Raw genomic sequence first — 21,637 nt, 5'->3', positions numbered from 1 at the left:
CAGGGAACGAAGCGTTAACTCCTCGCGCCGACACCGACGACGTATGTCGGCAGAACCGACCGCGGACGACGAACTCCCGCCGGGTGACCCGCGGGTGCTGTTCGTGATGAACCTCGTCCTCTCTGCACTGTTCAGCTACGCGGTGTTGTTCGGGTTCGACTACATCGACCTGGTGGCGTTCTCGTGGCTTCGACTCGCCGGACTGACGTTCGTCGTGATGGTCGTGACCTATCTCGCCGTCTTGCGGTGAGTCGACTTCGCACACTGGTGACTTCCGTCGGTCGTTGTCCGAGACTGCCTCGATTTCGAGTCTCCTCGGCGCGCTGGACCGAATAACTTTAGCCCGCGCGTATCGGCGATTTTTGTATGACAATCGAAGACCGGGGAGACGCATATCTGGTCACACACGCGCTCGCGAAGGACACCCTCTCGAAGCTCCGCAGCGTCGAGACCGAACAGGTCGCGTTCCGCAAGGGCCTCGTCAAGCTCGGGCGCATCTGCGGCTACGAAATCATCGACGGTCGAATGGAGACCGAGTACGTCGAAATCGAGACGCCGATGGCCCAGACGATGGGCGAGCGCGTCAAAGGACTCGACGACGTGGTCATCATCAACGTCCTGCGCGCCGCCACCCCGTTCGTCGAGGGACTGCTGAAGGCGTTCCCGCGTGCCCGCCAGGGCGTCATCTCGGCCTCGCGTGACGAGGAAGCCGGCCGCAACGAGGACGGCCAGTTCCCCATCACCATCGACTACGTGAAACTGCCCGAAATTCACGAGGAGGACACCGTCATCGTCGCCGACCCGATGCTCGCAACCGGTTCGACGATGTGTGCCGTCCTCGACCACGTGCAGGAACAGGCTCCCGACCCGGAACACCTCATCGTCCTCTCCGCCGTGAGCGCCCCGGACGGTCTCCTGACCGTGGGTGACGCGGTGCCGGACGCCGACCTGCTCACCGTCTCCATCGACGACCACCTCGACGACGACGGCTTCATCGTCCCCGGTCTCGGTGACGCCGGCGACCGCGCGTTCCGCACGACGTAACGAGACCCCGATTTTCTGACTGACGGCACGAGCCGTCGCTTTCACCCTGGCGCGCGCTGGCGAGCGTGTCGAAGACCGCGAGTCGTAGCCGCGCGAGGGATGAGCATCGCAGGCCGAAGGCCGAGAAGCGCAGTCGGTTGGGGTGGTTGTGGCGGGGGATGCGTGGGAGGTGCGGTCATGTTCCGTCGGCATTCGTGAACTCCTTCTCGAAATTCACCCACGTATCGCAACCTGAACAGCCACCGAAAACGACCGATAGGACCTGAATGACTTTATCCGATGAACACGACGCCTCGGACATGACCGACGACGGGTGCGACGACTGCGGGGACGAGGTCTCGGACGCGCTGTCCCGGACCGTACAACTCGCGGTCGACCGGACGCAGATAGACTCTCAGCGACTCTGTCCCGAGTGCTTCGCGGACTGGATTTCGCGGTATCAGACGGAGATGCAGCCGACGGACCAGCCAGTGACGGCCAGCGACGACGACATCATCGTCGACTGACCCTCGTTCTCGCCGCCGAACCCCCCTGTTTCGGGTGCGGTCCCGCCGCCTGCGGTGGGTTCTGCGGACAGTGTGACCAGACGAAACTGCCCCACGAACCACTATCGAGGACTATTGTGCGGTGGAGAGTGGTGGTGCGCGCGGGAGCCGAGCGTGGCACCGCGTACCGGGTACTCGTGTCGGCGTCGCCGAACCCCCCCGTTTCGACTCAAGACCGCACGACGTGGGTCCGTCTGACACTGACAGCGTTCCGAACGAAACGGTCCTCGTGAGGACTCACGAGGGATTCGTACCGATTGGAAAACGAACGTACCGGCGGCAGTTCCGGGGACAGCGAACCCCTCGGTTTCGGGTGAAGAACGCCACACTGCAGGCTGGTGGCGCGCAGAAAGTTCCGGACGAAACGGGCCTCAGTTCGGGAGTATTTCTCACACCGACAGTATCGTGGGTTGCCGTGGGTTCCGTCGCTCCTCGCTTACTCTTCGCCGGTCACTCCTCGCCGGTCGAGAGGCCGTCGTCGCGGTCGCGCTCCAGTGCCGGCGGGACGTCGTGATGGTCGGAGTAGCCGTCGAACCAGCGACGGATTCGTTCGAGGCGGTCGACGACGTGGGCCGGTTCACCGGAGCGCGATAGTTCGTGACCCTCGCGCGGGTAGCGCACGAAGCGCGTCGGCGTGCCGTGCTTTCGGAGAAAGCGAAAGAGGAGTTCCGCGCCGCCGATGGGTACCCGGTAGTCGTGTTCTGCGTGGACGAGCAGCATCGGGTCCGTAATCTTCTCGGCGTGGGCGACCGGGGACTGTTCCCAGAGGAACTCGGGTTCCTCCCACGGGAGCGCATCGAAGTCACCCTCGACGAGTTTGTAGGCGGCGTCGGTCGAGCCGTAGAAACCGGTGAGGTCGTACACGCCACGCTGGGCGACGGTCGCCCGGAAGCGGTCGCTGTCGGCGGCGAGCCACGCGGTCAGGTAGCCGCCGAAGGAGCCACCGGTCAGGAAGACGTTTTCGTCGTCGACGAACTCGCGTTCGCAGACCGTGTCGATTCCGGCCAGCACGTCGGCACCGGTCTTTTCGCCCCACGCACGCTCGATGGCGCGCATGAAGGCTTGTCCGTAGCCCGCAGAGCCACGGGGGTTGCAGAAGAAGACGACGTAGCCCGCGGCCGCGAGGGTCTGGAACTCGTGCCACATCGAATCCGCGGGGGTCCACGTGATGTGCGGGCCGCCGTGGACGTTGACCAGTAGGGGGTAGGTCTCGTCGGGGTCGAAGTCCGGCGGGGTGAGCAGCCAACCCTGTATCTCGGTCCCGTCGCTCTCGAAGTGGAGTTCTTCGGGTTGGCTCACCGCGCGGTCGGTCAGGTAGTCGCGATTCAGGGTGGTGCTCCGTGTGCCTTCCCCGCCACCGGGCGTGGAGAGGAACAGGTCGCCGGGGTGGTCCCACTCGCTGGCGCAGTAGGCGACCGCGTCGCGGCCCACGTCGAAGCTACTCACGTGCATATCCTGCCCGGCGATTACCTGCGTGTCGTCCGCGTCCTCGCCTTCGTCCCACCGAACGCGTCGGAGGACGACCGAGCCCTCGTCGGGCGTCGGGAAGTAGAGGAACTCCTCGTCCGTGCCCCAGTGGATGTCCGGGTGGTAGGCCATCGTCCGGTCCAGTCCGGCGGTCGGTTCGTGTGTCTCGCCGGTGTTCGTGTCGAAGACGCGAATCTCGGTCTGGCGCAGGGTCGACTGTTCCTCGGGCGAGTGGAAGTACGCGATTCGCCCGTCGCTCGTGGCTCGTAGTGGGGTGCCCCAGCTGGTGTCCGTCGTCAGGACGGTTTCGTCGCTGGTCGTGATGTCCTGTGCGACGAGTTCCACGTTGAGCGAGTCGTCCGGGTCTGCGCCGACCTTGCGGCCGTAGTACACCGTCTCCGCGTCACCGAACGCCGGGCCGAAGTGGTCCACGTCGCCGCCGGTGAGCCGGCGCACCGAATCGTCGGTCAGGTCGGCGAGGTAGACGTGCCCGCGGCGGCCGTCCATGTACTGCTCGGCAGCGCGGTAGACCGTCCGGTCGATGACTCGCGGGTCCGGCTCCTCGGGTTCGAAATCAGGGTCGACGTAGCGGTCGCGGCCCTCGCGCCGGTCCGCGGTCGATGCCTGCTGGTTGAACACGAGCGCGTCGCCCGCGGGCGACCACTCCACATCGCTGACGCCGCCGACCACGGTCGTCACCTGCCGGGCCTCGCCGCCGTCTGCCTCCATCACCCAGAGCTGTTGGCGGTCGTCTTCTTCGCCGCGAGTGCTGGTGAACGCCAGTCGGTCGCCAGAAGGACTCCAGCACGGCTCCGCGTCGACTCCTTTGGCCAGTGTGAACCGCTCCGGCTCGTCGCCGCCGACCGGGACGACGTACACCGTCGCCTCGTAGCTCTCGTCGTCGTCCGGGACCGTCCGCACGAAGGCGACGCGCTCGCCGCCCGGCGAGACGGCCGGCGAGGAGGGCTTCGCCAGTTCGTGGTAGTCCACGGCATCGATGGTATGCATGGCGCGCACGACGCAGTGGGGTCAGAAAAGTGGTTGGGGGAACGGACGGAATCAGGTACTGCGGTGTGCGCCGTCACGACCACTGTGGCGCGCGCTTGCTCGCGTCTCGAAGAGCGCGAGCAGAAACCGCGCGAGGGATGAGGAACACAGCGGAACGGAGTGACGCGAGTACCGGAATCGGATGGGGAGGCTGTGGTTGCGGTCATCTACCGTCGTGATTCGCGGACTGCTATTCGCAACAGCACTCGGCGACCAGAAAAGCGAACCCAGTACTAGCGGGACGTATCTGAGGACCAGCTAAAGACGTCCTCTCAGTTAATTTCGGCCCGGCCACTCGTCGCACTGCGAATCCGGTCCTTCAACTCGGCCGCCTCCGCGACGGCCACGCGAACGTCGAAACCTACGTCGGCCTCGTACTCGGCGTCGAAGTCGACGCCGGTCGATTCGAGAATTCCTCGGACCGTCCCCGAATCGTCGTAGTCGACCCGAATCGAGAATCGCTCGTGGGGTCGCTCTTCGACGATGCCGGCCGCGTCGACCGCGTCGGCCACGGCCCGAGAATACGCTCGCACCAGACCGCCGACGCCGAGGTTCGTCCCGCCGTAGTAGCGGGTGACGACCACGACGACGTTCTCCAGGTCGCGCTTTTCGAGCACGTTCAGCGCGGGTTTTCCCGCACTACTCGACGGTTCGCCGTCGTCGCTCGACCACTCGCGGAGCGGGTCGGCGCGGACCCGATACGCAGGCACGTTGTGCGTCGCGTCGTCGTACTCGGCGCTGATTGCGTCGATGAACGACTCTGCCGCGTCGACCGATTCGACCGGGGCGATGTGGCCGATGAACTCGGAACCGCGGACCTCGAATGCGGCCTCGGCGCGGTCGGCGACGGTCAGAAACGAGTCTGCGTCGGCCTCGGTTTCCCCATCGTCGCTACTCATGCGGCCGACTCCGGAGAGCCGCCGTCGGTCTGGGCGTCGGTGTCGGCGGCCATCGCGCGCCGCTCTTCCCGGTGCAGGACGACGAGGAGACCGAGCACGACGACCTCGGAAATCTTCGTCGCGGTCAGCGTCCACGAGGAGACGAGGTGCTCGAAGAGCGTCTGGAGCGGCGACCCGTGGGTGTGAAGCGACGATGTCCACGCGGGGGCGTAAATTTCGCCCTTCGGTGGGTGGCCGCCCAGCAAGAGCCACCCGACCAGATAACAGAGCATCAGGCCGATGCCGAACTGGTACAGGTAATCGCGGCGAACCCCGTACGCGGCCAGTCCGAGGCCGACGAGGACCGCAATCGACGAGAGAACGAACAACCCCTTCAGGGGATTCATGAGCGGTTCACCCGCCAGTACGTGTGGGAACCAGGCGTGCAACCCGACGTAGAGGTGGATGGTCGCCGTCACCACGGCGAGTTGGGCGGCGAGAAAGCGAAGGGCCGTCTCGACGTTCTCGTCCATAGCCGTACTCTGGGTTCGCGGCCCAATAGCGCGTCGGTTCGCCCTCGGGCCGGTCACAAACTGGGTCTCTCCGACGGAAAATGCCCTACTGCAACTCGATTTTGCGGACGAAGTCGAGGTTGCGAATCTCGTTGATGAGTTCGCCCGGCAGTTCCTCGTCGGTGACGATGTGGAGTTTCGGGTCGTCGGTGAACTCTGGGTCCTCGCTGATGGTCTGGCGGATGGAGATGTCGTGTTCGGCCAGGAGGCCGGTGACGGTCGAGACGATACCTTTCGCCTCGGCGTCGGTCACTTCCACTGTCAACACGGTCAGGTCGAGGACGGGTGCGAGGTCCATCAGGCTGGGAACCTGCGAGATGTTCTGGAAGATGCGCCGTAGCCGCTCGTCGGCGAGGATGGCGTCGGTCGTGGAGTCGACGACCCGGCGGTCGACACCGATTTCGCGGGCGATGCCCGTGTTGGGAATCTCGATGCCGCCGGAGACGACCCGCCCCTCGTCGTTCACGGAGAACCCCCGTTCGAGCAACAGGCGGATAACAGCCTGCTGGCTCGGGGACCCCTCGAACTTCTCCATGATCTCGTCGAACATTGCCCCGACAGAGGTGTGCCGCCGATTTATGCGTGTGGATACACACTGCGGTGGCGGTTTCGCCAATCCGCGTGTTCGACTCCCAGTTCAGACTCGTCGCTCACCGACCCTGCTGTCTACAGTTGCCCTTTCGTACTCGGCGTGTCGCTCCGTCGCTCGTCGATACGCGTGGCGTCGTCCATCGCGCGCGCAAGTGCCTTGAACAGCGCCTCGACCTCGTGGTGCGCATTGTCGCCTGTAACCTCACAGTGCAGCGTCAACCCGGCGTTCATCGCCAGCGACATAGCGAAGTGTTCGGCCATGTGACTGGTGAAATCGCCGATTCGCTCCTGTGAGAACTCACCGTCGAAGTCGAAGTACGGCCGACCGGAGACGTCGACAACGACGCCGGCGACTGCCTCGTCCAGTGGGACCTTCCGGTCGGCGTAGCGGACGATGCCGCGCTTGTCGCCGAGGGCCTCCTCGAACGCCTCGCCGAGCGTGATTGCCACGTCTTCGACGGTGTGGTGGTCGTCGATCTCCAGGTCGCCGTCACAGTGGACGCTCAGGTCGAACAGGCCGTGTTTGGCGAACGCCGTGAGCATGTGGTCGAAGAAGCCGACACCGGTGTCGATGTCGCTCTCGCCGTCGCCGTCGACCCCCAGTGTCACCTCGATGTCTGTCTCGCCTGTCTCTCGCGTGACCGCGGCGTCACGTTCGGTCATGTCGCGACAGACCAGACGCGCGGTCAAATCCGTTGCGCTCGCGGCGACGGCGAAACAATATTGGTATCAGTACTGTTTCATACCGGTTCCAGGATAATGTTTCTGCTACGGTTCTAAAAGGTCTAAACGTCTCTAAACGCTCTAAATGGGCATAAATCGCTCCCGTAAAACGTCACGAAATAGACCGAAGGCTCGCCCCGTTATATGGGGGTCCCCCTCATTGGATGAGATGCCGACGAGGTGAACCCGATGCCCCCTGTAACCCCACAACGACTCCCGTCGATCGAGCACCCACTCACCGAGAGATTCAGCGCGGACACGCTACTAGCACCCCTGCGTACAGCGAGTTTTTGGCTCGCCGTCACGCTCCCGTTCGCACACCTCTCACTGCTGGCGTCGGGTATCGAAACGCCCGCGGAAACGCAGGCGTTCCTCGTCCTGCTGTCCCTGAACCTACTCGCGCTGGTCGCTGGCCACGGCTACCAGCGCGACTAGTCCCGTTCCACCACCACCACACGCCCTCCTCCCCACACCACTCAGCTTTCGAGTGATTACTGTACTTAAAGCGCCGTCTTACGCCCCACATACGGCCCGAAACAGTCCGTCTTAGCTAACAGTCGGTTCTCGCTGACTGTCGGGGTTCCACAAAATTCTTCGCCCGCTGACTGTCGGTTCTCCACAGCAGTCGACTGTTCTGACCGTCAGTACTCCCAACTGCTCAGATTTTCACCTACACCGCCAGTGCGTCTTCGAGCGTGAACCGACCTTCGTACAGGGCGCTGCCGACGACCACGGCTGCGGCACCGGCCTCACGAAGTTCGCGCACGTCGTCGAGCGTCGCGACGCCGCCGCTGGCGACGACCGGGATGTCGACGGCGTCGACGACCCGGCGAACCGGGTCGGTGTGGACCCCGTCGAGTTTCCCCTCCACGTCCACGTCGGTGAACAGGATACCGACTGCGCCGAGGTCTTCGTAGCGGCCGGCCGCTTCGGCCGGATCGAGGCCCGTCCCTTCGGTCCAGCCCGAAACGACGACTTCCCCGTCTTTCGCGTCGAGGCTCACGAGGACACTGTCCGGGTGGACCTCGCTTATCTCGCGAACGATTGCGGGGTTCTCGACGGCGGCCGTCCCGAGGATTACCCGGTCGAGCCCACTGTCGAGTAGCGAGATGGCATCGTCTGCTGTTCGAATGCCTCCGCCGAGTTGGAGCGACACGTCGACGGCGTCGCGGATGGCTTCGACTGCGGCGGCGTTCTGCCGCTCGCCCTCGAACGCGCCGTCGAGGTCGACGAGGTGGAGCGTGCGTGCACCTTGCTCGACCCAGTTCTGGGCAGCCTCGACCGGGTCGCCGTACGTCTTCTCGGTGCCACGTTCACCCTGGACGAGTTGGACGACCTCGCCGTCTTGCATATCGACCGCGGGAATCACCTCGAACTCGGGAAACGGATTCATGTCGGGACGGGCGGGTGCAGGAGGTGTAAAGACACCGATGACGGCCTTTTTACCCTCCGTCCACTTATGGCCGTACAGCATGGTCGAAGCCCTCTTACTTGTCGGTCTCGCGGTCGCCGTGTTCGTCGGATTCAACATCGGTGGCTCCTCGACCGGCGTGGCGTTCGGCCCGGCCGTCGGCAGTGGCACTATCTCGAAACTACTCGCTGCGGGTCTGATGACGTCGTTCGCGCTCCTCGGTGGGTGGACGGCCGGGCGCGAGGTCATCAAGACGATGGGTGGCCAAATCGTCCCCACAGAGATGTTCACGCTCGCGGCGAGCGTCGCCGTCCTCTTCTTCGTCGGGTTCGCGCTGCTCATCTCCAACCTGTTCGGTGTGCCTGCCTCCACGTCGATGACCGCGGTCGGGGCCATCGCCGGACTCGGTGCTGCCAGCAACTCGCTCAACATGGAGAAGATGGGTGAAATCGTCTCGTGGTGGATCGTCGCCCCGGTCGCCGCGTTCTGGATCTGTGCCGTCATCGGCCGGTACTTCTACCCCTATCTCTCGGTCCGATTCGACATCGAAGGGGAGGACGGCTCTCGGAAACAACGGGTGAGTCAGTTACTCGTCGTCGTCATCGGCTGTTACATGGCCTTCTCCGCGGGCGCGTCGAACGTCGCCAACGCCATCGCGCCGCTGTACGGAGCGGGTGAAATCGAACTCGGCACCGGTATCTTCCTCGCAGGTGGCGCAATCGGCCTCGGGGCGTTCACTATCGCTCGGCGAACCCTCGACACGGTCGGCAACGACCTCACCGACCTGCCGTTGCTCGCCGCGCTCATCGTCGAACTCGTGAGTGCGAGCCTCATCACCTTCCTCTCGGCCATCGGTATCCCGGCGTCGCTCGCCGTCTCCGCGACGATGTCTATCGTCGGCCTCGGCTGGGGACGGGCGACCCGGACCACGACCATCACGCAGGCAGCCGAGCAGGCTGTCAAGGGTAGCGGCGAAATCACGGCCGCACAGGCCGATGGCGGCGGTGAGGGGACGGTCGAGGGACCGAAGCGAAAGAGCGTTGGTGGTGCGCTTACCGCCGACAAACCCGGCGAGGAAGTCGCGCCAATCGGCGAGGAAGAGCCCGACAAACTCGCCGCCAGCGACCTGTTCGACCCCGGCACGACCGCGCGCGTCATCGGCCTGTGGATACTCACACCGTCCATCTCGGCGGTCGCGTCGTACCTGCTGTTCTCGACGTTCCCGCTGTACACCTGAGTCGGCCGAGGTGTCCGCGGTTCGTCACCGCGCTCTCGGGTGGTTCCTCATCGTTCTTCATTGTTCCTGAGTACTCAAACAGCAAGTTCTTAGGGTTCGGGGCGCGAAGCCTCGGGTGATGCCCACGGTAGAATACCTCAACTACGAAGTGCTGGACGACCAGGGCTGGGACATGGACGACGACGACCTCTTCGAGAACGCCGCAGACGCGGGTCTCGGCGAGGAGGACTACGGTTCCCTGGAAGTCAACCAGGGCGAGTACATCCTCGAAGCCGCCGAGGCACAGGGCTACGACTGGCCCTTCTCGTGCCGCGCTGGCGCCTGCGCGAACTGCGCAGCCATCGTCAAGGAAGGCGACATCGAGATGGACATGCAGCAGATCCTCTCCGACGAAGAGGTCGACGACAAGAACGTTCGCCTGACCTGCATCGGCTCTCCGACCGCCGACGAGGTCAAGATCGTCTACAACGCGAAGCATCTGGACTACCTCCAGAACCGCGTCATCTAAACGGACCCTACCTTCATCCGTTTTCGAGTTCCTGAGAGGCGTCGCTGGCCACAACCCGTCCGTTACGTCTCAGTCCCTAGTAACCAGCATCCGGCTCACACCGAAGAGCGTGCCGACGAGACCGGCGAGAGGAATCGTAATGACTCCGACTGTAAAGAGACTCAGGGGGATGACGAACGGCCAGCCAAGGAGGTGGAACAAATCTCCCGTGGTGACCGTGCGCCAACCGGCTTCGACCGCCCACATTCCGGCGTGTGAGAATCCACCGGTGAGTAGCCCGCTGATACCGGCGTAGACGACCGGGTTTTCGTCGGCCCGTTCGACGAGGAAGTACCACGAGACGCCACCGATTACGAGCGCTGACAGCACCGCGCCGACGACGAGGGGACCGAAGAACGAATCGTCGGATGGGATGCCGAGGGCTAGCACTAATCCGACCGCTGTCGCTCCGTAGACGATACCAGCGGCGACTGCCCACCCTCGACTAGCGTGAGACACCATACGTGACGTTCGCACTGCTATTGTTAGAGAATTGGGACTAACGGTGTCGGGTTCACGACTCACTCGCTGAAGTGACCGTAACTGTTACCTCGCTCGCCAAACCCCGTTTGGCCAGTGGTAGACGCTGGCCCCATCCTCGCCTCGGCGGTCGCCCTCGGTCCGCTCGAAGCGACGATACCCGACATACTCCGCCTGCTGACGGTGGCCGTCTTCGGCTACCTCGCGTACACGGACATCAAGACGCGCCGCGTCGACAAGCTGACGTGGGTGCCACTGACGGCACTCGGCGTCGTCTTGCTGGCGCTGGACTACCAGCAGGCGGTCGCCGCGGGCGGAAGCGACTGGCGACTGTTCGTCATCACGACGACCATCAGCGTCGGTTTCGTCGTCTCGCTGGCGTACCTGTTTCACTTCCTCGGCGCGTTCGGCGGGGCCGACGCTCGCGCGCTGATGACGCTCGCAGTGTTGTTCCCGTCGTGGCCGGTGTTCGAACTCGCCGGGACGCAGTTTCCGCTGGCGACCGAGCAGGGCGTCGGCGTGTTCTCGTTCACCGTCCTCACGAACGCGGTCATCTGCGGCATCGCCTATCCCGGACTGCTGGCCGTCAGAAACGCGCTGAAGGGCCAGCTCGGCAAACGCATGTTCGTCGCCATCGCGATTCCGTGGAGTGCGGTGCCGACGACGCACGGAAAGATGCTGCTGGACCGGGATTCGTCGCTCAGAAAGCGTATCGAGAACCTGCTGTATCCGCGGGCCAGCGGCCTCGACCTCGACGCGGTGCGGATGTACCTGCGCTGGCGCGGGCTGACCCTCTCGGAGGTGCGTGCCGACCCCGAGCGATTCCGCGACCCCGAGTCGCTCCCGGACGACCCGAACGACCCGACCGACGGCGCGGTCCACCGCGCTCCCGACTGGGCGGACGAGACGCGAGACGTAGCGACCGACGGCGGCGAGGATGCGGCGGCAGCCGACGAGTTCGATGCTGTCGACGAATCGGCCGACAGCACCGAAGCCGAGGATGAATCCCCAGAAGCTGCTGAACCAGCCGTCGACGAGTGGGGTGCAGACGCCTTCATGAACGACATCGAGGGGGACGCCTACGGGACTTCGCCGGAACGACTCCGTCTCGGGCTCGAAAAGCTCGTCACCGACGACGAGCTATGGGTCACGCCGGGCATCCCGTTCCTCGTCCCGCTGTTCCTCGCGCTCGTCGTCGGCTTCGTCTACGGCGACGTGGTCGTCAGCGGACTGAGCGCACTCGGCGTGTTCTGAACACGACTGTCGAAGAAGGCGAGGCGGCTCGTTTCTCAGGCCAGCAACTCGTACACCGGGTAGAGGACGTTCCAGATAACCGTGATGGCGACGCCAGTGACCAGAATCGCCAGCCAGAACGGCTCTGTCACGTCCGTCAATCCCTGCGTGAGCAGCGCGATGGTCCCGACGAACATGAGGACGCTCGCGGCGAGACTCGAAAGCGAAAGTGTGACGAGCACCGGTGCCTGGCCGAACTGGTCTGCGATGGAGCCCATTCTCGTCTTGTCGGTGTGTGGGTGGGGGCTTATGTGTGTCCCTGTGCTCGAATCGTGAGTTGTCGTCTGTGTCCGATGTGTGTTTACGCCGTGGGTGAACTGCTGGGGCGGGATTTTGGTGAATCGGACTCGTCGCCGCTGCTGGTTTCGACGGGCAGTCCGCGAACGCCGATGGAACACGACCGCACCTTCCCCGCACCGCGCCCACAACCTCCCCATCCGATTCACGTCACTCACTCTGCTCACGGGTCGTTTCACTCCCCGCTCGCAACGAGGCGACTTCGTCGCCTCGTCCCGTTCGTTCCGCTCATCCCTCGCGCGACTACACCTCGCGGCCTGCGCAGGGCCCAGGCACGCTCACCAGCGCGCGCCATGCCGGTCGTGTAGGAACAGTCGCAGAACTGGTCCTGGCTCAGAGCACGCCGAAGGTCAGCGCCAGATACAGCGCCCCGATTTGGACCGCGTTGAACAGCCCGTGGACCAGTGCGACGACGGTCAGGTTCTCGGTGCGGGCGTAGGCAGTCCCGAAGACCAGCGAACAGAGGAACACGATGGAGAGCGAGGTGGCTGTCGCGACGAGGTCGACGCCACCGGCCCAGAACGCGGGCAGGTGGACCAGCGCGAAGATGGCGCTGGTGACGACGATGGCGGCCCGGCGCGAAAAGGACCGGTAGAGCGACTTCTGGACGACGTTCCTGAAGAGGAACTCCTCGGCAGGACCGTTCACGAGGAGCGCGATGGGGATGAGCAAGAGCAGGTAGTTCAGGTTCCCGTCGACGCCGGGGCGGAGGTTCGCGTTCTGGCTCGTCTCGACGCCGAGCGCGAGCGCGAGCGAGGCCGCGGCGACCACGACGGCGATGGCGAGGACGGTGTAGCCGGCGACAGCTTTCAGTGCGGCGCTGTCGAGCGGTTTCAGGTCGACGAAGCGCCAGCCTCGGCCGGTCAGTCCGAGGAAGAGGACGCCGACGAGCGTCAGTCCGACGTAGCCGGCGAGAAAGAGGACGGCGTACATCGGCAACGTGAACTCGGCGGCATCTCGCGTGAGCAACAGCGTGACCGGAATGGTCGCGAGCGCCGACGCGAGTACGCCTGCGACGGCGACCGTGGTTCCGGCGAGCGTCGCACCAACCTGTCGGCGCGTCCGAACGGTGTCCATACCTGTAGGTAAGGGACTATCGTTCAAAAGCCGACGCAGCCCTCAGCGGGCTGGAATTCTGGGGATTCTGGGGAATCTGATTAGAGTCGGTCGAGGACGGCGTCGGCGTCCCACGCGAGCGTCAACTCGCGCGAGCGGCCACGGCCGTCCACGTCGGCGTACTCGGTGGTGATGATTCCGAGGTCGTCGAGTTTGTTCACGATTTCCGAGTACCGGGTGTAGCCGAGGTTCGAGCGGTCGTGGAAGGTCTCGTAGACGGTACCGGCCTGCTCACCCTCCAGTTCGGCGATGACTTCGACGAGGGTGCGCTCCGACTCGGAGAGGTTCTCCAGCGAGCGAGAGAGGTGGACGTACTTCGACTTCTCGTAGGCGGCTTCGACGTCCTGTCGTTCGACCGTCTTCGACGCGCGCATCTCGGCTTTGAGGCCGGCGCGCCGGAGCAGGTCGATACCGACCCGCAGGTCGCCCGTCTCGGCGGTTCGCTCGGCGACAAGGTCCAGCACTTCCGTGGCGACGACGCCCTCCTGAAAGCCGGGGTCGATGCGGTTCCGGAGGATGCTGGCGATTTCCGTGCGGTCGTAGGGCGGGAAGTAGATCTCTTCGGGTCGGAACACCGACTGCACGCGCGAGTCGAGTTCGTCCATCACGTTCAGGTTCGGGTCCGACGAGATGACGACGACGCCGATGCGTGCCCCGGCGTGTTCCTCGTGAGCGCGCAACAGCGAATAGAGCGTGTCCGAGGCTTCGTTCTCGTAGAACAGATAGTTCACGTCGTCGAGGGCGACGACGAGGACTTCGTCCTCTTCGACCAGTTTCTCGGTGACCTGACTGAACAGTTTCTTGAACGAGATGCCCGACGCCGGGGGTTCGTAGGTGAACATCTCGTAGAACAGACGCGAGAACACGGAGTACCGTGTCGCGTTCATCTGGCAGTTGACCCGGACGGTCTTCACGTCGCTCGCTTCGGCGGTCAGGCTATCGAACAGTCGTCGAACGGCGGTCGTCTTGCCGGTTCCGGGCGGGCCGCGAACGATGGCGTTGAGTGGACGAGAGCCACGAGTGGCCGGCCGGAGGACGTACTGCAGGTTCTGCAGCTGGGTCTCACGATGGTCGAACGTCTCGGGGACGTAGTCTATCTCGAAGACGCGCTCGTTGCGGAACACCGACTCGTCCCACGATAGCATCCCCTCGTCCCCAGGCTCACCTGGCATCACTTTCACCACGCTTCGCATGCTACTTAGGTCTTCGCCAGTTCGTAGTCGTCTGACGTTTCGAACGGCGAAAAAACAGTGTCACGGCAGGTGTCACGTCGCGGCTCGTGCCCCCGCGGGCGTGACGGTTCGTGTCCCGATACGGCTCAGGCCTGCATCTTCTTCATGCCTTTCTTGATTTCGCCAGCGTTCATACTCATCCCGTGAACGTCTTGCGCGTGCTTGCGGACCATCGAGACGATTTCGTCCTCACTGTCGGAGTGAACGACGAAGTGACACTCTTCCATGCTACAGGCGAACTCTTGTACCATGTTAGCAACAGACGTGGCGTGAGGATTTGCCGATTGTGCCGCTAGCACCGGCTATCGTGTGGTCCTGTCAGCACGCTCCTGTCGTCGCTCAGACGGTGTCGAGTGCGTCTTCGACTGCGCTACGGTCGACGGCCCGTCCGTGAATCGTCGCTTCGTGCTTGGTAACGTGGTCGAGTATCTCTTCGTCGTCTGTCGTCCGAATCATGAAGGCGCAGTCGTACCGACGGCATTTGAACTCGTAAAGCATGGTTCTCTCAAGTACGTGTAGTAGACAACTGAGCGAGGTAAGTAACGCGTGATTAGTACAGCGAGAACGGGTCAGAACTTCTGTAAGAGTCGGTCGTAGAAGTCCGTCTCACCCTCGCCGGCGAGCTTTTCGACGATGAGTTCCGGTGTCGACCGAGCGAGGTGGTCTTTGACCGGAGAACGGTCGACGACGAGTTCGCCGTCCTCCAGCCCTTTCGCCTCGATACCGTCGACAGTCACGTCGAACTCGGCCATCTCTCGAATCTCGTCGGCGAGGTGTGAGACGAACACCGCCGATGCCCCGTTCTCGTCGAGCGCTTCGAGGATACCGGCGATTATCTTCGCTGACGCACCCGGTTCCGTGATAGATTCGAGTTCGTCGACGAGGACGAGCGAGTCCTGTCCACCGTCTGCCAGTCCGGCGAACTCGCGCACCGTCGATTCGAACGCGCCCGCGTCGAGCGTTCCCTGCGTCTTGGCGTGGTAGTGTAAGTCGGCGAACCGCTGGAGTCGGACTGACTTCGCGGGAACTGGCAGCCCCATGTGCGCCAGCACGACGACGGCGGCGACGAGGTCGAGTGTCGAGGTCTTCCCGCCGGAGTTCACCCCGGACAACAGCGCGACCCCCGACACGTCGTAGTCGACCGGGTCGACTTCGTCGATGGACACGTCCAACAGCGGCGAGCGGCCGCCCTCGATGGCGAACCCGTCGCCCTCGAACGTCGGCATCACACAGTCGAGGTCGCTGGCGAACCGGGCCAGTGCGAGTTCTACGTCGAGTTCCAGTGCGTCTCTGACCAGTGCTTCGGCGGCCGGTCGCTGGTCGGCCAGGTCGCTGGCGACTTCGCGTTTCAGTCGGGCCTCGCGCTGACTCTTCGCGGCAGTGAGGTCTTCGCGGAGGCGACTGACGACTTGTTCGTCGCGCTCGACTGGGTAGGTCGGCTCGTCACCGAAGACACGGCGGGCGACCTCGGCTTCACCCGCATCGAGGTGGAGACTGTCCACGAAGTCGTCCCGGGCGGCTGCGACCGCTGCGGCGTACTCGTCGGCGAGTTCGCGCGAGAGCAGCGAGTCGACGCCTGCACCGCGTTCGACCAGCGAGAGCAAGTCGCCGCCTTCGATAGTCACGTCCTTCTCCTGAATCGCTTGCCTGAGGTGGTCGTCGGCGATGTTCTCGGCCATCCCGACGGCGGCGTCGAGGTCCGAAATCGCGGTCTCCAGACGGTCGACCTCGTCGTCGCCTGCGATGCCGCCGTCGTCGTCCAGTCGGGAGAGCGCCGCCGACAACCCAGCCAAATCCGCGTCGGTGCCGAGGTCGGCTGCCTCGTGGACCGTGACTGCGGCCCGAAGTCGGTCGCGATTCGCGGCGAAGAAGGCGAGAACGCGCTCTGGCACGACCGACTCAGGGTCTTCCAGTGCGCGCGGTTCGACCCGCACGTCACCCTCGACTTCGATGCCCGAGAACCGTTCGTCGAGCGCGATGACGGTCGCGTACCCTCGCGCCAACTCGGCCAGTCCGCGGGCGTCTTCGACGATTTCGACGGGCAGTTCGGGAACCGCCTCGCGCGCTGCCGAGTACGTCTCCGCGTCGGTCGTCGCCAGACACCGGTCTCGGACCGACACGTCGCGCGGGTCGTCGAGTGGGGCGACACCCGCGAGTGCGTCGAGAACCGAATCGTCCACGCTGCGCCCCATCGCCCGCTCCGCGAACGTCTGCACTTCCTCGATACGGGACTCGGCGGTGCTCGGGTAAAAGGTCTCCACACGCTTTGCCGCGTAGTCGGTCACCGTGCGCGCTTTGAGCAGCGCGAGCATCTCGCGGTACACCTCTCGCGCGCGGTCGGTGGCGAGGAAGCCGCCGGGGTCGTCGTGCTCTGCTCGAATCGCCGCCCGGGCGATGCGCGCCGCCCGGCCCTCGGTCACGCCCGGTGCCCGCGCCAGCGTCGCTACGTCGCCTGCTGTCAGTGCGGCTTCGGGGTCGTCGAGTTCGGACAGCGCCGCCGCCGTCTTCTCACCCACCCCGGGAATCGCCGAGAGTTCCATCGGCCTCCACTATCGCGCCCCAGATGGTAAAACTGCTGTGGCGGTTCGCCCGACGAGACTGTCTTCGTCACCGAGGAGCGGGCGACGGTTCCTCCGAGAAGTACTTCCGGTCGAGCATCTCGGTGAGTTCGAAGACGATAGCGCACAAGTCTTCGTTCGCACCGTCGACGCTCTCGACACCGTCCTCGGCCGAACTGACCCGTTCGAGTGCCTCTCGGTTCAGGTTCCCCTCGGGGTCGACGACGGGACAGTGGAGGTCGCCGAACTCGATCGGTGGAAAGCCCGTCTCCGACAACAGGAAGTGGTCGTCTATCTCCGCGAGGTCGTCGGTCGCGAAGTCGCCAGGCCCCGGCCGGGTCCAGTCAGCCGCGGTGGTTCCGTCGAAGGTGGGTGCGTGCAGAGCGAACCGAGTCATTGTATGACGTTTATGCCTAACCAGTATGATTTCCTGGCCTAACCGGGTTGGCTTCCAGTCGTCGAGTACAGAGAAAAGTAGTCCTGCGTGCCCAGAAATCGTCTCAGCGAAGAACGGTCGTCGCCGTCGTCAGACCCTCGAACGCGAGACAGCAGGCGACCCACAGCACCACCGTCGTCGTCCCAGTCGGATCGGGGACGAGGACTGCGGCTGGAACGAACAACAGTAACCACGTAAGAACGTGCCGGATCGGTTCGTCGCCGAGGGTCCCGAAGCCCTCCATCTCAGCGGCCCGTCCAGCGCAGGAGCAACAGCGTGCCCTCGAACAGGACGATCATCGAGACGGCGATGACGATAGGTGCCATCCCGGTCGGGTCCGGCGCGAAGACGAACGCGATGGCCACGAACGCCCCCCAGAACAGCAGGCGCTTCGACTCGAGCCAGCGCCTGCTCGTCACGCCCATCATGATGGCGAGCATCATGAACAGCGGAATCTGGAAGACGATGGCCTGGAACGCCATCAGCGTGATGATGAGGTTGAACGTATCGGAGAGTGCGAACGCGACCTGTGCAGAGCCCTGGGTGTAGTAGAGGAAGTACTCGAACAGCGCGGGCAACACGAGGAAGTACGCGAACGACATCCCCGCGACTGCGAGGACGAGACTCGTCGGGACAGAGGCGAGGTAGTACTTGCGCTCTTTCGGATACAGCCCGGGCCGCATGAACAGGTAGGTCTCGTAGACGAACAGTGGCAGGGCGACGATGATGCCCGCGAGGCTCGCGACCTTGATCTTCGTGAGGACGAATTCGAGCGGCGAGTAGACGTGCGGGCGGGTGAGTTCCCCGGCGGAGGGGAGCGTCCCGAACCACATCGCCGTGATGAGTTGCTCGGAGAGCGGAATCGCGATCGCGGTCGCCGCCGCCGCCGCGATGATGACGATGCCGAGGCGGCGGACCATCTCTTCGATGTGGACCGCGAGCGGCATTTCTTCGTCGTCCGGCGGCGTCTCGTACTCGATCTCCTCTGCGTCGGGGAACGTGTCTGGTTCCTCTGCGTCGGGGAACGTGTCTGGTTCTTCTTCGAGTGCTGGCTCGGCCCCGGGGCGCGCCGCGCCCGCGGCGTGACCAACGGGGATGTCTTCGCCCCCGTCAGCGTCGGCTCTCGGGACGCCAATGTCGTCTGGGGCGGTCTCGTGGGGACCGACTGGGTCCCACTCCTCGCCCGCGTTCTCCCCGCTACTAGGTGTTTCGCGGGTGGCGTCCTCGCGCCGTTCCGGTTCGGCCTCCGGGTCCCGGGGCTGTGACTCCTCGTCGTCGACCTTCGAGAGACCGGACTCTTCAGACTCGTCCGCCATCTATCCGAAATAGACGCGCGCCTCGTTATAGACCTTTTTCTTACCTGGGCCTCGTCTCCGGAGAAGAAGATTGATGTTGACGAGGTTGGTACGTCACGGCATCCAATTATGAGTTCGGTCGTCGGTGAGGACACTGCCCGGACCATCAACTCGGGGCGAGAAACCCTCGGCGTGATGCTTCGTCAGCTGCAGTTGCACCTCCAAAAAGTATTCATCGCGTTCCTCATCGGCCTGATGGGGACGATCTATGCCCTGCGGCTCTACGTCTGGGACTTCCTCCGGAACAACACCCAGCAACGGATGTCGCAGGAGGTCGCCTCGCAGGTCGACATCATCGCCCGAACACCCTTCGACGTCATCCTGTTACAGTTCAAGATCGGGTTGTTCGTCGGTATCGTCTTCGCACTCCCAGTGTTACTCTACTTCGGCCGGGAGTCGTTGATGCGTCGCGGGTTCAACCCAGAGACGCCGATATCGCGCTTCCAAATCGTCGGAATGTCGGCGCTCGGTATCTTCCTGTTCGTTCTCGGCGTCATCTACGCGTACGTCGTCTTCTTCCCGTTCATGTTCCAGTTCCTGGCGACGAACGCCATCAACGCGTCCATCAAACCCAGCTACGACATCACGAAGTGGACGCAGTTCATCCTGCTGTTGACGCTCTCGTTCGGGCTGGCAGCGCAGTTACCGCTCGTGATGTCGACGCTCTCGTACACCGAAATCGTCCCGTACGAGTTCTTCCGGAAGAACTGGCGCTACGCGTTCGTGCTCATCTTCGTCTTCGGGGCGGTGTTCTCGCCGCCGGACCCGTTCACGCAGATTATGTGGGCGATTCCGCTCATCTGCCTGTACGTTCTCAGTCTGGCGCTGTCGAAGATGGTGACGAACCTCCACCGTGCTGGTGAGAGCGGGGCCGACTCCGGCCTGCTGAAGAAACGCATCTACCAGTACTTCCTGCTCATCGGCCTCGCGCTCGTCGCGGCGTACGGCTTCTTCGCCGTCGAAGGACTGCGCTACGTGAACCGGTACGTAATCGCCAACGTCCCGGCGGCGTACCGGCCAGCAGACCTGACTGTCTGGCAATTCGCGCCGACGACTGACCCGACGATCCTCAACCAGTTCATCGTCGCGGGCTACGTGGCGATCCTCGTCGGACTGGTTGTCCTCGTCGCCTACGCGGCGCGAGTCCTCCGCCAGCCGACCGTCCCACGCGGTGGACGCATCGGTGACCCGACCGACATCGACCTCGACACGCTCGACTCGGAGGGCGTGAAGGCCGCACCGAACGAGGTGTTCTTCGAGATGTCGGAGAACGAGGCGCTCAAGCACGCCCGTAAGGCGATGGACAACGACAACTCCGACAAGGCACAGGCCATCCTCGACCGTTTCGACGCGGCCGTCGCCATCAAGGAGGAGCAGGAGCAGGCCGAGGCCGCCGCCAGCAGCGGGAAATCGCTCGCTGACCCCGCGTCGATGGGTATGGACGACGGCCCCGAAGCGGGCGCAGAAGAGTCCGGTAACGTGATGTCTCGGACCGCTGCCGGCATGCTCAACCCGTTCACCGAAGAGGAGACGACGGAGGACGACATCGGCGGCTACTACTACGACATCGCGTTCATCCTGCAGTCGCTCACGTCCAAGTTCTTCCGCATCGTCGCGGTGTTCATGTTGACGCTGTTCGGTACGTTCGCCTGGCTCTACGGCGGCGGACTCGGTGAAATCAAGCGGAACTTCATCTCTCGTATCCCGCCCGAAGTCCGCGGTGACCCGGCCGCAGTCGGCTTCGAGGAGTTCTTCAGGGCCGGCCAGCCGCTCGCCGACGCGATGGGCATCATGCCCGGTGGGTCACAGGCCGCCAGCAGCGGTCCGACGACCGCCGGCTCTATCGCCGGGTCGCTCCCGTACGGAAAGGTCGTCGCCGGCATGGGTGGCCCGAGTGAGGTCGGCCTCATCGTCGCACTCCACCCCGTCGAGGCGCTCATCTTCGAGGTCAAAATCAGTACGCTGCTGGCCGCCGTCGCGACCCTGCCCATACTGCTCTACTACGCGTGGCCCGCGCTGAAAGAGCGTGGCATCGTGTCGAGCGGGAACAACTCGACGTTCCTCGTCTGGGGCGTCGTGTTGCTCGTCGGGTTCGTCGTGGGGAGCTTCCTCGGCTTCTTCTACGTCGCACCAGCCATCATCTCGTACCTCGTTCAGGACGCGATTCAGGCCGAGATGATCATCTCCTACCGCCTGAACAGTTTCTTCTGGCTCATCTTCTTCACCACGGCGGGCATCGGGTTCTTCCTCGACATCCCGCTCACGATGTTGTTGTTCCACCGCGGCGGCATCATCCGCTACGAACAGCAGATTCAGTACTGGAAGGTCGTCGTCGTCCTCATCTTCGGACTGGCAGCCATCCTCACGCCGTCGGGCGTCCTCACGATGCTCATCATGGCGATTCCGGTAGCACTGGCGTACCTGCTCGGCTTGTTGGTCCTCCGGCTACTGACGTTCCCGTGGCGGCTCCGCGGCGGCGGCGGTGGCGGTCCAGAGCCGGAAGAAGCGGCCTGAGCTGACCGTTCGTTTCACCGTTTTCGCACGTCGCCGGTACCGAGAAGCTATTTACTATTCTCCTGCCCATCTTCAGGTATGCCCAAGATAAGCGTCGAGATTCCACAGGAACTCCTCGACGACCTCGACGACCACGTCGGCGACGACGGAAAGTTCGTCAATCGGAGCGACGCGATTCGCTCGTCCATCCGCAAGAATCTGGATATCCTCGACGAAATCGACGCCAGACACGACCGACTGGACGACGATAGCTGAGGTGGAGAAAGCCGCAGAAATCGAGTCCCAGAGGCCGTA

Annotated in this window: 25 protein-coding genes; 9 read left to right on the top strand and 16 right to left on the bottom strand. The window is 64.0% G+C overall.

Annotated features, from left to right (window positions below; all coding sequences use genetic code 11):
* The first annotated feature begins 43 nt into the window (after positions 1–43).
* From ACSC1P_RS09135 to ACSC1P_RS09125, 3 genes are all read left to right on the top strand, one after another.
* Complete coding sequence (locus tag ACSC1P_RS09135) at positions 44–250, top strand: DUF8107 family protein (protein WP_435359835.1); 207 nt, start codon at positions 44–46, stop codon at positions 248–250.
* A 116-nt stretch (positions 251–366) separates the two neighbouring features.
* Positions 367–1,044: a uracil phosphoribosyltransferase gene (upp, locus tag ACSC1P_RS09130; RefSeq protein WP_435359834.1), complete on the top strand. Its 678-nt coding sequence runs from the start codon at positions 367–369 to the stop codon at positions 1,042–1,044.
* A gap of 299 nt (positions 1,045–1,343) precedes the next feature.
* On the top strand, positions 1,344–1,550 hold the full coding sequence (locus tag ACSC1P_RS09125) for a DUF7569 family protein (protein WP_435359833.1): 207 nt from the start codon (positions 1,344–1,346) through the stop codon (positions 1,548–1,550).
* A gap of 489 nt (positions 1,551–2,039) precedes the next feature.
* Here ACSC1P_RS09125 and ACSC1P_RS09120 read toward each other — a convergent pair whose 3' ends face one another.
* The 5 genes from ACSC1P_RS09120 to hisB form a co-directional block, all read right to left on the bottom strand.
* On the bottom strand, positions 2,040–4,064 hold the full coding sequence (locus tag ACSC1P_RS09120; RefSeq protein WP_435359832.1) for a S9 family peptidase: 2,025 nt from the start codon (positions 4,062–4,064) through the stop codon (positions 2,040–2,042).
* Between the two features lie 311 nt (positions 4,065–4,375).
* A complete protein-coding gene (locus ACSC1P_RS09115) occupies positions 4,376–5,002 on the bottom strand; it encodes an IMPACT family protein (RefSeq protein WP_435359831.1) in 627 nt (208 codons plus the stop codon).
* Positions 4,999–5,514: a hypothetical protein gene (locus ACSC1P_RS09110; protein ID WP_435359830.1), complete on the bottom strand. Its 516-nt coding sequence runs from the start codon at positions 5,512–5,514 to the stop codon at positions 4,999–5,001. Before ACSC1P_RS09110 ends, ACSC1P_RS09115 begins: the two co-directional genes overlap by 4 nt.
* 85 nt (positions 5,515–5,599) lie before the next feature.
* A complete protein-coding gene (gene trpY / locus ACSC1P_RS09105; RefSeq protein WP_435359829.1) occupies positions 5,600–6,103 on the bottom strand; it encodes a TrpY family transcription regulator in 504 nt (167 codons plus the stop codon).
* A 116-nt stretch (positions 6,104–6,219) separates the two neighbouring features.
* Positions 6,220–6,807, bottom strand: a complete 588-nt coding sequence (hisB, locus tag ACSC1P_RS09100; protein WP_435359828.1) for an imidazoleglycerol-phosphate dehydratase HisB — start codon at positions 6,805–6,807, stop codon at positions 6,220–6,222.
* 249 nt (positions 6,808–7,056) lie between these two features.
* Between hisB and ACSC1P_RS09095 the strand changes: the two genes are divergently transcribed.
* Positions 7,057–7,302 (top strand): DUF8028 family protein, encoded by a 246-nt coding sequence (locus ACSC1P_RS09095; RefSeq protein WP_435359827.1) that lies wholly within the window; start codon positions 7,057–7,059, stop codon positions 7,300–7,302.
* Between the two features lie 235 nt (positions 7,303–7,537).
* Here ACSC1P_RS09095 and hisA read toward each other — a convergent pair whose 3' ends face one another.
* Positions 7,538–8,260 (bottom strand): 1-(5-phosphoribosyl)-5-[(5-phosphoribosylamino)methylideneamino]imidazole-4-carboxamide isomerase, encoded by a 723-nt coding sequence (gene hisA, locus ACSC1P_RS09090; protein WP_435359826.1) that lies wholly within the window; start codon positions 8,258–8,260, stop codon positions 7,538–7,540.
* A gap of 79 nt (positions 8,261–8,339) precedes the next feature.
* Between hisA and ACSC1P_RS09085 the strand changes: the two genes are divergently transcribed.
* Entirely contained in the window at positions 8,340–9,515 is a 1,176-nt protein-coding gene (locus ACSC1P_RS09085) for an inorganic phosphate transporter (protein ID WP_435359825.1), read from the top strand.
* 118 nt (positions 9,516–9,633) lie between these two features.
* The gene (fer, locus tag ACSC1P_RS09080) at positions 9,634–10,023 is read left to right on the top strand and encodes a ferredoxin Fer (RefSeq protein WP_435359824.1); all 390 of its coding nucleotides are present in this window, start codon (positions 9,634–9,636) and stop codon (positions 10,021–10,023) included.
* 69 nt (positions 10,024–10,092) lie between these two features.
* Here fer and ACSC1P_RS09075 read toward each other — a convergent pair whose 3' ends face one another.
* Positions 10,093–10,524: a hypothetical protein gene (locus ACSC1P_RS09075; protein WP_435359823.1), complete on the bottom strand. Its 432-nt coding sequence runs from the start codon at positions 10,522–10,524 to the stop codon at positions 10,093–10,095.
* A 114-nt stretch (positions 10,525–10,638) separates the two neighbouring features.
* Between ACSC1P_RS09075 and ACSC1P_RS09070 the strand changes: the two genes are divergently transcribed.
* On the top strand, positions 10,639–11,796 hold the full coding sequence (locus ACSC1P_RS09070) for a prepilin peptidase (RefSeq protein ID WP_435359822.1): 1,158 nt from the start codon (positions 10,639–10,641) through the stop codon (positions 11,794–11,796).
* Between the two features lie 35 nt (positions 11,797–11,831).
* Here ACSC1P_RS09070 and ACSC1P_RS09065 read toward each other — a convergent pair whose 3' ends face one another.
* The 9 genes from ACSC1P_RS09065 to tatC all read right to left on the bottom strand — a co-directional run bounded on the left by ACSC1P_RS09065 (position 11,832) and on the right by tatC (position 18,790).
* Positions 11,832–12,053 carry a hypothetical protein gene (locus tag ACSC1P_RS09065; protein WP_435359821.1) on the bottom strand — a complete coding sequence of 74 codons (222 nt, stop codon included), beginning with the start codon at positions 12,051–12,053 and terminating at the stop codon, positions 11,832–11,834.
* A gap of 412 nt (positions 12,054–12,465) precedes the next feature.
* Positions 12,466–13,209 carry a CPBP family intramembrane glutamic endopeptidase gene (locus tag ACSC1P_RS09060; RefSeq protein WP_435359820.1) on the bottom strand — a complete coding sequence of 248 codons (744 nt, stop codon included), beginning with the start codon at positions 13,207–13,209 and terminating at the stop codon, positions 12,466–12,468.
* Positions 13,210–13,289: 80 nt separating this feature from the next.
* Positions 13,290–14,420, bottom strand: coding sequence for an ORC1-type DNA replication protein (locus tag ACSC1P_RS09055; protein WP_435359819.1), 1,131 nt, complete (start codon positions 14,418–14,420; stop codon positions 13,290–13,292).
* Positions 14,421–14,566: 146 nt separating this feature from the next.
* Positions 14,567–14,731: a DUF1059 domain-containing protein gene (locus tag ACSC1P_RS09050; protein WP_435359818.1), complete on the bottom strand. Its 165-nt coding sequence runs from the start codon at positions 14,729–14,731 to the stop codon at positions 14,567–14,569.
* 88 nt (positions 14,732–14,819) lie between these two features.
* Positions 14,820–14,978, bottom strand: coding sequence for a DUF1059 domain-containing protein (locus tag ACSC1P_RS09045; protein WP_435359817.1), 159 nt, complete (start codon positions 14,976–14,978; stop codon positions 14,820–14,822).
* Positions 14,979–15,049: 71 nt separating this feature from the next.
* Positions 15,050–17,020: a MutS-related protein gene (locus tag ACSC1P_RS09040; protein ID WP_435359816.1), complete on the bottom strand. Its 1,971-nt coding sequence runs from the start codon at positions 17,018–17,020 to the stop codon at positions 15,050–15,052.
* A 67-nt stretch (positions 17,021–17,087) separates the two neighbouring features.
* Positions 17,088–17,435, bottom strand: coding sequence for a hypothetical protein (locus ACSC1P_RS09035; RefSeq protein ID WP_435359815.1), 348 nt, complete (start codon positions 17,433–17,435; stop codon positions 17,088–17,090).
* Between the two features lie 103 nt (positions 17,436–17,538).
* A complete protein-coding gene (locus ACSC1P_RS09030) occupies positions 17,539–17,718 on the bottom strand; it encodes a hypothetical protein (RefSeq protein ID WP_435359814.1) in 180 nt (59 codons plus the stop codon).
* Between the two features lies 1 nt (position 17,719).
* The gene (gene tatC, locus ACSC1P_RS09025; RefSeq protein ID WP_435359813.1) at positions 17,720–18,790 is read right to left on the bottom strand and encodes a twin-arginine translocase subunit TatC; all 1,071 of its coding nucleotides are present in this window, start codon (positions 18,788–18,790) and stop codon (positions 17,720–17,722) included.
* Positions 18,791–18,898: 108 nt separating this feature from the next.
* Between tatC and ACSC1P_RS09020 the strand changes: the two genes are divergently transcribed.
* Both ACSC1P_RS09020 and ACSC1P_RS09015 read left to right on the top strand, forming a co-directional pair.
* Positions 18,899–21,343: a twin-arginine translocase subunit TatC gene (locus ACSC1P_RS09020; RefSeq protein WP_435359812.1), complete on the top strand. Its 2,445-nt coding sequence runs from the start codon at positions 18,899–18,901 to the stop codon at positions 21,341–21,343.
* A gap of 78 nt (positions 21,344–21,421) precedes the next feature.
* Positions 21,422–21,598 carry a CopG family transcriptional regulator gene (locus tag ACSC1P_RS09015; RefSeq protein ID WP_261649384.1) on the top strand — a complete coding sequence of 59 codons (177 nt, stop codon included), beginning with the start codon at positions 21,422–21,424 and terminating at the stop codon, positions 21,596–21,598.
* Positions 21,599–21,637: the final 39 nt, after the last annotated feature.

Source organism: Haloarchaeobius caseinilyticus, assembly GCF_051207395.1.
In the GTDB taxonomy this organism is placed as follows: Archaea; Halobacteriota; Halobacteria; order Halobacteriales; family Natrialbaceae; genus Haloarchaeobius.
The sequence above is the reverse complement of the archived record's forward strand: the minus strand, read 5'-3'. Positions and strand labels throughout refer to the sequence as shown.